This window comes from Marinilabilia salmonicolor JCM 21150, from assembly GCF_000259075.1.
Taxonomy (GTDB): domain Bacteria; phylum Bacteroidota; class Bacteroidia; order Bacteroidales; family Marinilabiliaceae; genus Marinilabilia; species Marinilabilia salmonicolor.
Map to the genome: position 1 here is coordinate 216,088 of NZ_AJKI01000031.1, position 13,916 is coordinate 230,003.

The following is a 13,916-nucleotide window of genomic DNA, read 5'->3' on the forward strand; positions in this document are numbered from 1 at the left end:
AATGACAATTATTTTTTCATGTTATACTTAACCAAAATGTCCATCAAAGAGATTGAAGCATCTTCCATATTATTTACAATACCATCGATTTTAGAAACCAGGTAGTTGTAGAAAATCTGAAGGATAATGGCAACAATCAAACCAGACACTGTGGTAATAAGGGCCACTTTAATACCACTTGCAACAGCAGTAGCAGAAACGTCACCCATAGCAGCGATGGTATCGAAAGCATCGATCATACCAATAACTGTACCCATGAAACCAAGCATAGGGGCAATAGCAATAAACAGAGAAACCCAGGTAAGTCCTTTTTCCAACAATCCCATCTGAACAGAACCATAAGAAACTACTGATTTCTCTACTACTTCAATGCCTTCGTCGAAACGATCAAGTCCCTGATAAAAAATAGAAGCAACAGGTCCGCGGGTGTTACGACATACTTCTTTGGCAGCCTCTACACCACCTTCGTTAAGCGCATCTTCAATTTTCTGAAGAAGTTTCTTGGTATTGGTGGTTGAAAGGTTCAGATAAATGATTCTTTCAATTACAATAGCCAAACCAAAAACGAGTGCCAGCAATACGAAACTCATAAATACGGCACCACCTTCAATAAATTTAGCTTTAATCTGTTTGTGAATTCCCTGGGGCTCTTCACCTTCTGCCGGTTCTGCAGCTACTTCTTCTTCCACTGCAACTTCCTCTTCTGCAACTTGTTCAGTTGTAGTCTCTTCAGCTACCGACTGCTCTTCTTCCTGAGCATAAATGGATGATGCACCCATGCTAAGCATCCCAAAAACTGCCAAAAACGCAAATAGCTTTTTCATAATCTGTAAAAAATTTTGATTTGTATTGGTTTGTTAATACTCAAAAATAATTCATTCTCTCTCTCTGAAAATGGAGAACAAATTTAAAATCAATTAATAGAATCTCAAAATTAAATTTGTGTTGCCCATTTTTCAGGGTTGCAAATTACAAAAAAAATGTCAATTACAAGTTTAGGATTCAAAATCATCCGAAAAAACTTCCAACCCCGGCACTTGGAAAAACCCGTGCTAAGTGTCATAAAAACACACAGAAACCAAGCAATCAGGCCATAACAGGCTTAATCTCCCCTTTCAAAGAATCATTTAACTTTTCTTTAATCTCTTCCATGGAAACACTGTTACCCAATAAAAACATCAATTTGGTCAGTGCGGCTTCGGTGGTAATATCGTGACCACTCACAACTCCTAAATTGAGCAGGTGCCGCCCGGTTTCATAGCGCCACATCTCCACATTACCTGCAAGACACTGGGTAACATTTATTATAATAACTCCCCTTTCAATAGCATCCTTTAGTGAGTTCATAAACCATTCACTGGTCGGAGCATTTCCCGAACCGTAGGTTTCCAGCACCACTCCCCTCACTCCGGGTGCCTCCAGCACCGATCGCACCACATTTTCATTAATTCCTGGAAAAATCTTCAAAAGAGCGACATTGCTGTCCATTCGTTTTGATACAGAAAAGGATCCGTTTAACGTTGTGTAGCGAATATACGGATAATTGTATTTGATGTGCAACCCCACTTCGGCCAAAGGAGGATAATTATCGGACCGAAAAGCCCGGAAATGCTCGGCATTGTACTTGGTTGTCCGGTTACCCCTGAAAAGTTTATCCTGAAAATAGATGCAAACTTCCGGCACCAAAGCCTGATTGTTTTTATAAGTGGCCGCAATTTCTAATGCCGTAAGGAGGTTTTCTTTCCCGTCGGTGCGGATGGCCCCCAGGGGCAACTGGCTGCCGGTAAGGATTACGGGCTTTTGCAAATTATGAAGCATAAAACTAAGTGCACTGGCCGTGTATGACATCGTATCGGTGCCGTGCAAAATCACGAATCCATTATAGGCAGCATAATTCTCCTCGATAATTTCCACCAACCTGGCCCAGGTTTCCGGGGACATCTCAGACGAATCCACAATAGGATCAAAAGAGATGCTATTTACCTTAAAATCAAATCTTCTAAGTTCCGGCACCTTACGCGAGATATTCTCGAAATCGAAAGGCACCAGGGCATTGGTGTCCGGATCAACTGCCATACCAATAGTTCCACCGGTATAAATAATGAGAACCTGCTTATCCATTTTTAGTTTTGAGTTTTGAGTTGCGAGTTTGGGTTGAGATTGCGGGCAGGGTTTCCCTTTTCAAGGGGGCAGGTTTACCATGTGAAGTTACTTCTTCATATGGGGGTAGTGTGCGGGTTGTGAGTTAAGTCTAGTTAATATTTCCTGCTTTCCTGCCAGCCTAAACCCCTGTTTCAGGTATCAGGTTACGAACTGTTGGTTCTTCTTCTGAGAGTTTGGTGATGGTTAATGGTCAATAGCAAACAGTTTGCGGGCATTCCGGGTGGTGATGAGATCCATTTCATCAGAAGTAACCCCGTAAATTTCAGCCAGTTTCTCCAGGGTATTTTTCATATAGGCCGGCTGATTTCGCTTTCCGCGAAAGGGAACCGGGGCCAGATAGGGCGCATCTGTCTCGGTCATAATTCTATCAGAAGGCGCTCTTTTCAACACTTCATCAAGTCTGGCATTTTTAAAGGTTACAATTCCATTGATTCCCAACATAAACCCTGGGTACTCCAGCGCTTTGTGCAATTGATCCTTATTTCCGGAGAAACTGTGAAAAACACCTTTTAGCCGGTCATCACATACCTTATCCAACTCCTGAAATACTGCTTCAAAAGCCTCACGAACATGTATTACTATAGGGATACCTTGTTCTTTGGCCCATTCTGCCTGTTTCCTGAAAACTACTCGCTGTTCCCGTTCCCAGGTTTTATCCCAGTAAAGATCAATCCCGATTTCGCCGATGGCAATAAAATATCGCTGACCAAGCCAGTATTGTATGTTGGCCAGTTGCTCTTCGAAATCTCCTTTAACCGAAGTAGGATGCAACCCCATCATGGAATAACAATAATCCGGATACATCTCTTCAACAGCGAGCATCGGACGAACACTCTGACCATCGATATTCGGCATCAGAATTTTCTCAACCCCTGCCGACAAGGCTTTTTCCACTACTTCGTGTCGATCCTGATCAAATTCAGGCAAATAAATGTGTGAATGTGTATCTATCATGCTTCAAAAGTAATGAAATAATCTTTGGGGTTTGAGTTTTGGGTTCTGAGTTTTGGGTTGGTTCTGCGGGGACGGCTCCTCTTTAAGGGAATCAGCGGGTAGCACACCGGAAAAATGAGTTACAGGTTGAAAAAGGGTTGCCCGTAAAGACGCACGTACGTCTTTGCCCCCTGTGGTATAATAAACGCGAAAAAAACATAAACCGGGGACAGCAGGTTTGACTGACACATGAAAAATCAAACACAACTATCCCCTTAAAAATCAACCTATGATTACTGAATCATTATCAGCAAAAAGCAAGCCTTTATCAGACAACCCCCTGAGCAAGCATAGCCTCGGCCACCTTCACAAAACCTCCGATGTTGGCACCTTTCACATAATTAATTTTGCCATCAGGAGATTTTCCGTAGCGCACGCATGATTCATGAATGTTATTCATAATCTGATTCAGCTTTTCATCCACTTCTTCACGGGTCCAGCTGATGCGCATGCTGTTTTGGCTCATTTCCAGACCTGATACAGCCACACCACCTGCATTAACAGCTTTACCCGGAGCAAACATAATCTTTTCTGTGGCCAACGCTGCTGCTTCTGCTGTACACCCCATATTGGAAGCTTCAGCTATAAGATAGCAACCGTTGTCAATTAGTGTTTTGGCATCCTCTTCGTTTAATTCATTCTGAATGGCACAGGGAATGGCAATATCCACCTTTTGTTTCCAGGGCTTCTCACCTCTGAAAAATTCAGCCCCGTACTTTTCTGCATACGGCTCCACCACATCCATGTTCGAAGCCCTCAACTGCAATAAATAATCAATCTTACTTCCGGAAATACCATCCGCATCATAAATATATCCATCCGGTCCGGAGATGGTCACTACTTTGGCGCCCAATTCGGTGGCTTTCAACGCAGCTCCCCAGGCCACATTGCCAAATCCGGAGATGGCAACCGTTTTACCTTTCAGCGTATCGCTCTTCTCTTTCAGCATCTCCCTGACAAAATAGACGGCTCCAAAACCGGTCGCCTCAGGACGGATAAGACTTCCACCATATTCACGTCCCTTGCCGGTCAATACTCCGGTAAATTCATTCCTGAGTTTTTTATACATCCCGAAGAGGTAGCCAATTTCACGACCGCCAACGCCAATATCACCTGCCGGCACATCGGTATTGGGTCCTATATGACGGAAAAGTTCAGCCATGAAAGCCTGACAGAATCGCATGATTTCATTGTCCGATTTTCCTTTGGGGCTGAAATCACTTCCTCCTTTTCCTCCCCCCATGGGCAGAGAGGTCAGGCTGTTTTTAAAGGTCTGTTCAAAACCCAGAAACTTCAGTCCGCTAAGGGTTACACTCGGGTGAAAACGCAAACCTCCTTTATAAGGTCCGAGAGCTGAATTAAACTCAACCCGATAACCACGGTTTACCTGAACTTCACCCTTATCGTCCACCCAGGGCACACGAAACATCACCACACGCTCGGGCTCAGTCATGCGCTCCAGTATTTTAGCTTTTTGATATCGGGGATTCTCAAGATAGAAGTCCCATACAGTTTCTACTACTTCCTGTACGGCTTGTAAAAACTCATCTTCGCCGGGATTCTTCATCCTGACGGTGTCCATAAATGCTTTAAATTTATTTTCCATATCCCTGGATTTTTTTTGGTCTATTACTACATCAAAAATAAGGATATTTTTTATACGCAGTAACAAATTGAAAGTTTTTATAAACCCACAAAAACAAAGCCTTTACCATTGTATTTCAAGCCATTAAAGCAAAGAAGAATTGTTTTTATGATAAAAATCAATATTACCTGCACAAAAATTCGGAATAATCTGTAAGCACTTATGACTCCCAAATCACCTAAAACTGTTTCCTACCCAATAAAAAGGGGCTCTTCAGAAGATAACATAAAATGAACAAGGGGAACTGAGAGCCTCTCACCGTCCGCATTATTACATCCCCATAGTGAGAAAAAAACTCCACAATCATGGTCATACACCTTTATAAATAGAAAAAAGGGCAGCACCGAAGTGCCACCCTTTTAAAGCTATTTGGTATTTCAGCTTTTGCTTATCGCTGAACTTTGATATCTAATTCAATATAATCACCAGTTCCATTAGTGCCTTGAATATCGATAACCTCAACCAATCCTTTGTTTCCATAATTATCAACAAATTCAAGGACATTACCCTCAGAAAGATTTGTAATTGTTTCTGAGGTTGAGGCCGTAATATAGTCCAGGTCAGATGCTAAAGTTACAGCTGCAAAATCTTCAGAAGTTAAATCTGAAAGAGTAAAATAGGTGTGATTCAACTGATCTGAAGTTGTGTTTGCAATAGTTTTAACATCAATGATAGCAGAAGGATAATCAAATGTAGATGCCAAAGAAGCATGTCCGGTACTTCCATAGTAATACCCAAAATCCCAGTATGCAACAAATTCCTCTCCCTGATTAATTTCATACAACTCTCCGTCAACCAAAGAGATGAAAGTTTCAGAAGTTCCATTAGCCAAAGGAGCTGCCAACATTTTTGCAGTATATTCTTTTAGATTCGCAGCTGGATTGGGTCCATCATAATCAATAATAACTTTTCCGGGACCGGCAACCAGGCTGTTGTCAATATCGCGGTAGTCTCCACGACCTGAAGTTGCCCAAAGCTGATACTCAACAGTTCCTTCCGTCATACCCGACAAAACAGGGAACGGAATGGTAAAAGTAAAATCATATCCTTCACCACTGCTCAGGTCAATAGATCCATCACCTTTTGTGTCCAATCCGTCGATTTCCAGTTCATACTTTTCATATCCTGCACCGGCAATATTCTGCGTCATGTACAAACGTCTCATCTTTGAATCTGCAGATGTGAAATTCACAGTTACATCAGCACTTGTTGCACCTGGCTCAAGGTCACTCACTTTTATGGTTGTTACTGCGGTATTATCACCCTCAGCAATATTGAGTTCTACCTCTTCTTCTTCTCCCGATGTCAGAATACTTTCATCTTCCTCACAGGAAGTAAATCCAAAACCCGTAAAAAGGGCAGCTATCATTAAGCTTATAAACTTTAACTTTTTCATTTTCAAAAATGGTTTTAGTGTTAAAAATTCAAATTATAATAATGTTGTTTCTAATCAATTTCTGAAACGAGTTTTCTATAACTCCGTAACACATTCATTTCATTTGGCAACAAGACATCGCATTGCAGATAAAACTCATCTGCAGCACACCTGTTTATTAAAAATATCGGAAAAATTGAATTTCGGGCTGGCCCCCTGCCCTTTTTGAAGCAGACAAACGTAATAGTGTTTTTGTTCAACTCAAAATGATTTAGTATAATCTAACATTCTTTATCCTATTACTTCAGCTTCTTTTTTCCCTGGCTTATCAATTGTCAAACAAATTATCGACTATAAAAACACCCCATCAATTCCAATTTCCATGCCAAACGGGAAATGATAAGGTCAATCCACAATCAACGGCAAGTGTTAATTTATGTATTTTTTCATATACGAAAGTGAAAGCCTTTTGTTTCCATAAAAATATAAATTCAGATCAACATTTCTCTCAGATCAATTCAACAAAATAGCAGCAAAGGGGTGCGTTTACACCCCCTTGTTGCTTCATCTGAAATTTCCGGTAATTATAAGACGAGAAAAAAGTATGAGGGTTGGAAAACCCATCATAAAAAGAAAAGTCTAGTTTTGAGATATTCCCATTTGCCACAGACGTGAACTGACAACCAATCCCCGGTTTAATGCATTGTCTTTATTAAACTCATATTGGATTTTACCCTCCCGGATAATAAAATTTATGGCAGCTCCCTGTGCAGTCATACCTTCCTGTTCGGTTACCAATAAGGTACAGCATCCTTCGAGCTTTTGAAGCACCTCCTGTATCTGTCGGCTTTGCCAATGTCCCACAAACATAATATGAGGCTTATCTACTTCAGATGCCGACATGTAACTCCGCACTTCAATGGGCTGACTACCGACCATTTTACCTTCCGCCAACTCCTTAAGTCTCTCATAAACTGAGACATGCCCCAACACTTCAATAATAAAATTTCCCTCCCGGGTCTCCTCAGGCCATTCGATGTGCCTCGTGAAATTCAGCAGGTAGAGGGAGATGTAGTTCTCCTCCTGTGCCTGACTACTCAAAGAAAGAAGGAGCAATATTCCAATAATCAATATTTTCCTCATCATAGCTCCTTTTTATTTTTCAATGGAAAATCGAATGGTTTTTGTTGTTTTATTCTCAAGTGCATCTGCCGCCTCGATGTCAATGGAATAATTACCGGGCTGCAATCCGCTAAGGGGAATGGTTTCAGACATCTTACCACCATTGACCGAATACTTAAGAGATTCTTCTCCGGCCACATCATCCGTTGACCCTATGTAAATTTTGGTATTGGAAGGATAAATAACATACTTCTCATCGCGGACTGTTTTTTCACCGATGGGTTCCACACTAAAGTGATGATGAATTGAAGGTCCTTCCTTATCGACCACAAAAACCAGTGATTGAATGTCCTCCTGATTATTTACATGATCCGTTGACCTCCACTCCAATAAGTTCTCCCCTGCAAAGTCTCCGGAAAATGATTCTTCGTATTCCGCTTCAACATCATTAAGAGAATAGGAAATACTCTTCAAACCACTTTCCTTATCAATTGCATTCAGTGAAATCCTTGTATCACCTGCCAGAAACAACGTATCCCGGTTTCTAAAAACGGGACCTTCGAAAGAAACTTTACTCTCGGGTGCCATTCTGTCAATATAAAAATGACGATCAGTCTCCGCAGCTGCATTTTCCACCCAGTCAACGGCAGAATAACTAAGCACAACCGGACTATTCCCTTCAGGATAAAAGGAACTGTCATACATTTCTTTTGTCAGAAACGAATTATAACTATAAAGAATGGATTGCACTCCCGATTTGTCATCCTCTGCGGACAGTGTCACCCTGGTTCTTTCGGAAATATATTCGTGATCTCCCTCATAATAATCACCTTCGAATTTGAACGATACCACCGGCGGATCCCTGTCGATGTAATAATCAAAGACCTCTCCTTCTCCATCAGCCTGATTGGCGCCGGAAGAAAGCGTCCCAATATACTTATGTGACTCAGCGTTGCCAACGCGATCTTCAGCATAATAGGTAATTTTACCATCCCCTTCTTTTAAACGGGAAACAGGAATTGGATTCTTATACCTTTCAAACGCTCCATCATCAATGGCAAAAAAAACATTGGCCACTCCGGACAGACTATCAACAGCCGACAAGCAAATGGCAGCATCAGGAGCCAGCACCTTATTCTTATTTATCCCGCTAATTTCATGAGTTGTTAATGGCGCTGTATGGTCCACAGAAAAATCAAAGGAGTGCAACCCCTCAACATTCCCCACATTGTCCACCGAATAAAACTTCAAAGAGTAATTTCCCTCTTTATCCACACTGAACGGAGATTGTTTTTCCCCCACAAAATCAGCTCCGTTTAAAGAATAATAGACATCCTCTACTCCTGACATTTCATCCGATGCATCGAATGTCAGTTCCATTTTCTCGCCAAAAAAAACCATTTCATCTGTCCGGACATTTACAGATTTTCCCCACAATAAACGGCTTTTGGGTTTAAATCCATCAGCATAAATATCAAAAACAATGTCCTGCAAAGGATAAACCGTCTTTCGGGTAGCCGTATCCACAGCTGAAGGAGATCTAAGGGTATTCCACCCTTCTGTATCGAGGTACATTGGATTTGAATACTGAGAAGTAGTATTACTTTTTAGCAACCATGATTTGGCATCATCATCGGGATCGGATGATATGCGTAAATACAAAGGTAAATCTTTGTTAACAAATAGTTTTCCGTCTTCTGATTGATAAAAACGCTTTTCGTGTTGCAAGATCTCCTGAGCATTAGAGGAAAAAATTCCTGCTGAAGTCAGCATTAAGGTTGTCAAAAGTGCTTTCCCCGCCAGTCGGCGAATGCAAAAGTTCGTTTTTTTGAATTGGCCAATCCGTAATTTGGTGTTCATTTTTCTTTTGATTTAGGTTACGCATTTTGTACGCGCCTATATTAGTTTTTGATGACATTTTTTGCTGTTTGTTAATAAAATATTGACCAATTTCGTTTTTTGTATGATTAAGCATTGTAAGCCCCCTCTTCAAACTGTAAAAAAGAAAAAAGAAAGTGCGTTTCCCGACCTCAAAACCTAATCTGCATAATTCATAATATTTTCTATCTTTACACCAACCTAAACTTATTTAGCAATGACCAGATCCACATTAAACCAGGTTGCTCTTCAGGCGGGTGTGTCAAAAACTACTGCTTCGCTGGTTTTAAACGGCAAAGCGGACAGCGTAAACATAGCGCAATCTACCCGGAGTAGAGTCTTAGAAACCGCAAAAGCACTCAATTATCACCCGGCAAAATTCAACCCCGTACGACTCAATGGAAAAAGTGGAATTATAGGCCTTTTTTCGGCTGATTTCACAAGCCTCAATTACAGTCAATGGCTTCAGGCATTAATTACAAAGGCTGAAGAGAAAGAATATGTACTCCTGCCCAAATTGGCAACTCCGATGAGTATGAAAGAAAAAATTGCGGCTGTGCCATTCGATTCCGGAATCATCCTTCAGCCGGATCTAATCAATCACAAGTCCAAAATGGCAACAGCGGATTTTCCTCTGATATGTGCGGGCTTCATCCCCAACTCAGAAACATATAATTACATAGCACCCGACTTTCCCCGGCAGACCAATGAGCTCATTCAAACCCTATACCGGCACAACAAAAAAGCAATCGGATATCTCACGGGAAATCAGGATACCAAAGAAAACCTTCTGAAAACAACAACCTACAAGGAGAATTACTGTGAGCGTTTCGACATTATGCCCAATATAGCGGAATTGTCCTCTCCTGAACTAAACCCTAAAGAAATAAAGGAAGCCTGCCTGCGACTAATTAAAAACGGGGCCAATGCCATTATCTTAGAAACACCGGAAATGGCATATTCAGCCATGAGTGAAGCAGACATTAGAAAGATGGGGAAAGATGGAACCTTATTTGCCACATATGATAAGATCAAAGGAGGTGAGTTCCTGCCCGAAAATTTATTAATTCACACCTCATCTGACATTGCGAAAATGGCGGAACAGGTTATTAATTTGTGTATGAAGGAGATTAATTAATTGCTGAAAATAAAAGGCAACAAGAGGAGGAACAAATAAAAAGAGAAGCCCCGGAGGGGCGACAAAACGCACCGGCTCCCGCGTCAAATAGATTAAAAAAAAGCCCCGGCCTATTTCCCTCTGATTAACTTTGGGCGAGTTAAGCAGCTAAACTTGTTTATGGCAGAACAAATCATTGCAGATACAGAAACGGAAATGGTTCCGGGGCAATTTTCTTTGCCTGATTAAATAAATAATCACCTTACCTGCATTATTCACAAATAATTTATTACGATAATTCATGAATAAAGCAGGCTTAAAATAAACTCTTTTGTTAGCGGGTTGATTATACCTCAACCTTATAAGCAACACATAAAAATTATTCGCCCCCATTCGGGGACGGACCAACTCTGTCAGATCTCCTTATGCCCCAAATTCCTTTGGTCTAAATAGTCGTTGCGGCGACAACAAATTAGAGGGTTTAATGGAAGAAAAGGGTTGAATACTAACAAAGCAATCTTTTATCAACAAAGCGTTTCTCTGAATAATAATATCCCTTTTATTATTCAGACACAAAAACAAAATTGCAGGGGCCAATGCCTATGTTATCCTCATAGGTCTCAACGGCAGTCCCGTTGGCTGAATAAACCTCCACATGTCCTACAGAAGTAAAGCTTGGCGCAACACCAACATACAGATCTCCATTGGCAGGATTTACGCCCAAACCTGATGGAGTAACATCAGCAAATGTTTCCTGGGGCAATTCTGATACAGTAATTTCCACTTCCCATATTCCGGAAAAACCATATCCCCCTCCGAAGTAAAAACTCTGACCATCAGCTGAGATCGCAATTTTTGTAGCTTTCCCATAAACACTTTCGTCAGGAAGAAAAGTTTGCTCAACCTCGTAAGAAGAAGCATTAACATTGTGAATGGCAGCAGGACTAACACTAACAAAAGTTCCGGACCCAGCATCATACTCAGAACGGCCTGTTGCAAGCACCCATACATCGCCGTTGGCATCTACTACCAGATCCTGTGGGTTATCATTGACGGTAATTTCCTCAATTACCTCATCATTGACCGGATCAATTACTGAAATAATATTATCGGTGCCGTATCCTCCACAATTGGCCACCCACAACTCATCACCAACAACTTCAAGCCCCTCGGGACCAAAACCCACATCAATGGTATTAACCACTTCCATTTTCTCAGGATCCACTACGGCCACCTCTCCTTCGTTTCCCCATTGAGACACATAGATTAATCCATTGAAAACAACCGCGTACCTGGGGTTATTGATTCCTTCAGAAATCTGTCCCACATAACTAAAGTTCTTATTATTGACCACCACCAGACTGTGCGAATTATTCAACACCAGAAAAGAGAGTGTATCCACAGAAACCATATCCTGCAATACATCACCCAACACTGCATTGTTTCTGTCAGCAAACAAATCACCCATCACAGTATCCTGAGCAATAAAAGAAACAGACGCGTTGGCAGCATTCATAGCACCCTGGTTAAGCACAAAAATGCCATTCACAAAATCACCTTTGTCTTCCACCACCCCGGTATCATCATCACTTTCGCAAGACACAAAAGCAAGCAATAAAGCCAAAGAAAGAGCTTTTAACACGCCGATAGAGGGAACGCTCTTTTTAAAGAACTCCAATTTTCTCATCATCCTAATTTTAAATGGTTAAATCTATTGAAAACAAATAATTACGCAGAGGCATAGCATACCATGCCACCACCTGATAATCTGTATTTGTAATATTGTTTATCTTAAATGAACAGTCCGCACGAACTCCCGAAAACCTGAACTTATATCCAAGAGAAGTATCCCAAATAGAATATGCATCAAGAGTATTTGAATGATCGTAATACCGCTCATCGGTGAACCGCCCGGAAAGTGTTGCATAAAAAGCCCCACGGGAATAACCAACCAACGCATTCACATTATTTTCGGGGGTATATACCATTTGCCGGTCATTGTACTCATCATCAGAAAAAAGCATGGAATTCACATAGGTATAAAAAACACGGGCACTTATCCTGCTTTTTTCTGTTGTTCCCGTTAATTCAACACCGACCTCAATGCCATCGGTTTCTCCAATCTTTTTATTCTGAGGCATCCATTTGCTTCCATCCTGCGGAAGCCATACAATGATATCTTCTGTACGTGAAGCAAAATAAGCAGCACTCAGCCTGGTTGCAAAGATGCCCCGGTTAAATAAAAAATCCACACCCACATCTCCAGACCATCCCGATTCGGCAATCAAATCGGGATTTCCTTTGGCATAACCGTCTTCTTTCCAATAAAGATCATTCAGGTTAGGAATCCGGTAATTTTTAGAAATATTGCCTTTCAACTGAATGCTGTTCCACAATGGATGCTCTACCCCCAAAGAAAAAACCACCGGCTGAATATCAGCATCACTCATTTCTTCCCTGAAACTCAACACTACTGCACCCCGGCCTGACGACAAGCCATATCGCCCTGATGCAAATGCAGCCATACGGTTACGTATTATATCTCCCATATATCCATCGGAACGCGCCAGTTCGTAAGTATAATTAACCCCCACATTCACAGAATGATATTTCCCCAACCGGTACTTATACTCGGCTTCATTAATCCACGAGAGTGAATTGTTATCGGCCTGCGGATCCGCCATATCAGGGTCGCTGTAAAGAACTTTATTCCTGATCAGCCCCTGTTTGACATTCAGGGTACTTTTTTGACCATAATATTTGTAATTGACCGAAGCCATGAAGTTTTCATCCCTTTGATTGGTTTCATCAGGGCGCCTGCTGGTCATAAGGGTCTGCAAATCTTTATCATAATCCTGATACCAAAAACCGGTAGTCAACAGGGATTTGTCGGATATCCGCCATTGATTCTCCTGCAAAACACCATATTGAGTCACACCGGCATTGGTTTGAGTTTCCTCCGGATGACCGATCCGTGAGGTATTTGTATAGGGAAAATCGTTGTCCGCCTTTTGCCCGAATATAGAAAGCCGGGATGCGAATCTTGAAGAACCGGTCTTTATGGATGCACCTGCAGACCCCAAACCAAAACTTCCCTTGGACAACGAGGCCTCCAAACTATTTTCTTTTCGCAACAGATCATCTCCCGAAAGATGAATCACTCCACTGACGGCTCCACTGCCGAATAAAGTCCCAGACCCGCCATGCTGCACTTCTACATTGTCAAAAAAATGCACAGGCATCACTGAAAGGTTTACACCTCCGTTCATGGGGCTCTGAATATTAAGCCCGTTCCACAACACCGCAGTGTGCGAAGAACTACCACCTCTTATACTAAGAGACGCAAGTCCTCCCGGACCATATGTTTTCAGGGAGACACCGGACGTATTGCTCAGAAGTGATGACAAAGAACCGGATCGATGAAGTTTGACCAAAGTCGAATCTGGTCTTGACACTGTGGCACCAACACCATAATCGTGTAACCGCTGTGAGGTAACACGAACCTCTTTCAGTTTCACCGGATCTTCCTGGAAAAAATCCTGTGCCAAAACATTGGTTGCCAAAACCAGCAACACACAAAAAACAGAAAACCTAAAATACATAGTCACAAATGATTAAACAAC

The 13,916-nt window shown here is 41.7% G+C and carries 10 protein-coding genes; 1 reads left to right on the top strand and 9 read right to left on the bottom strand.

From position 1 onward, the window contains the following. Positions 1-8: 8 nt before the first annotated feature. The 7 genes from W7W_RS0115300 to W7W_RS0115330 form a co-directional block, all read right to left on the bottom strand. Positions 9-824, bottom strand: a complete 816-nt coding sequence (locus tag W7W_RS0115300) for a MotA/TolQ/ExbB proton channel family protein (protein ID WP_010664574.1) — start codon at positions 822-824, stop codon at positions 9-11. Positions 825-1,086: 262 nt separating this feature from the next. Next, positions 1,087-2,121 (bottom strand): asparaginase, encoded by a 1,035-nt coding sequence (locus W7W_RS0115305; RefSeq protein WP_010664575.1) that lies wholly within the window; start codon positions 2,119-2,121, stop codon positions 1,087-1,089. A gap of 225 nt (positions 2,122-2,346) precedes the next feature. Continuing rightward, positions 2,347-3,117 carry a TatD family hydrolase gene (locus W7W_RS0115310; RefSeq protein ID WP_010664576.1) on the bottom strand — a complete coding sequence of 257 codons (771 nt, stop codon included), beginning with the start codon at positions 3,115-3,117 and terminating at the stop codon, positions 2,347-2,349. Between the two features lie 307 nt (positions 3,118-3,424). Continuing rightward, positions 3,425-4,762: an NADP-specific glutamate dehydrogenase gene (gene gdhA / locus W7W_RS0115315; RefSeq protein WP_010664577.1), complete on the bottom strand. Its 1,338-nt coding sequence runs from the start codon at positions 4,760-4,762 to the stop codon at positions 3,425-3,427. 427 nt (positions 4,763-5,189) lie between these two features. Continuing rightward, on the bottom strand, positions 5,190-6,197 hold the full coding sequence (locus tag W7W_RS22315; protein ID WP_010664578.1) for a hypothetical protein: 1,008 nt from the start codon (positions 6,195-6,197) through the stop codon (positions 5,190-5,192). A 618-nt stretch (positions 6,198-6,815) separates the two neighbouring features. Further along, the gene (locus tag W7W_RS0115325; protein WP_010664579.1) at positions 6,816-7,322 is read right to left on the bottom strand and encodes a YfiR family protein; all 507 of its coding nucleotides are present in this window, start codon (positions 7,320-7,322) and stop codon (positions 6,816-6,818) included. Between the two features lie 9 nt (positions 7,323-7,331). Continuing rightward, positions 7,332-9,158 carry an OmpL47-type beta-barrel domain-containing protein gene (locus W7W_RS0115330; RefSeq protein WP_010664580.1) on the bottom strand — a complete coding sequence of 609 codons (1,827 nt, stop codon included), beginning with the start codon at positions 9,156-9,158 and terminating at the stop codon, positions 7,332-7,334. Positions 9,159-9,393: 235 nt separating this feature from the next. Here W7W_RS0115330 and W7W_RS0115335 point away from each other — a divergent pair, with 235 nt between their 5' ends. Continuing rightward, positions 9,394-10,314: a LacI family DNA-binding transcriptional regulator gene (locus W7W_RS0115335; RefSeq protein WP_010664581.1), complete on the top strand. Its 921-nt coding sequence runs from the start codon at positions 9,394-9,396 to the stop codon at positions 10,312-10,314. Between the two features lie 541 nt (positions 10,315-10,855). Here W7W_RS0115335 and W7W_RS0115340 read toward each other — a convergent pair. Next, the gene (locus W7W_RS0115340) at positions 10,856-11,983 is read right to left on the bottom strand and encodes a DUF5074 domain-containing protein (protein WP_238532143.1); all 1,128 of its coding nucleotides are present in this window, start codon (positions 11,981-11,983) and stop codon (positions 10,856-10,858) included. A gap of 7 nt (positions 11,984-11,990) precedes the next feature. Next, a complete protein-coding gene (locus tag W7W_RS0115345; RefSeq protein ID WP_010664583.1) occupies positions 11,991-13,895 on the bottom strand; it encodes a TonB-dependent receptor in 1,905 nt (634 codons plus the stop codon). Positions 13,896-13,916: the final 21 nt, after the last annotated feature.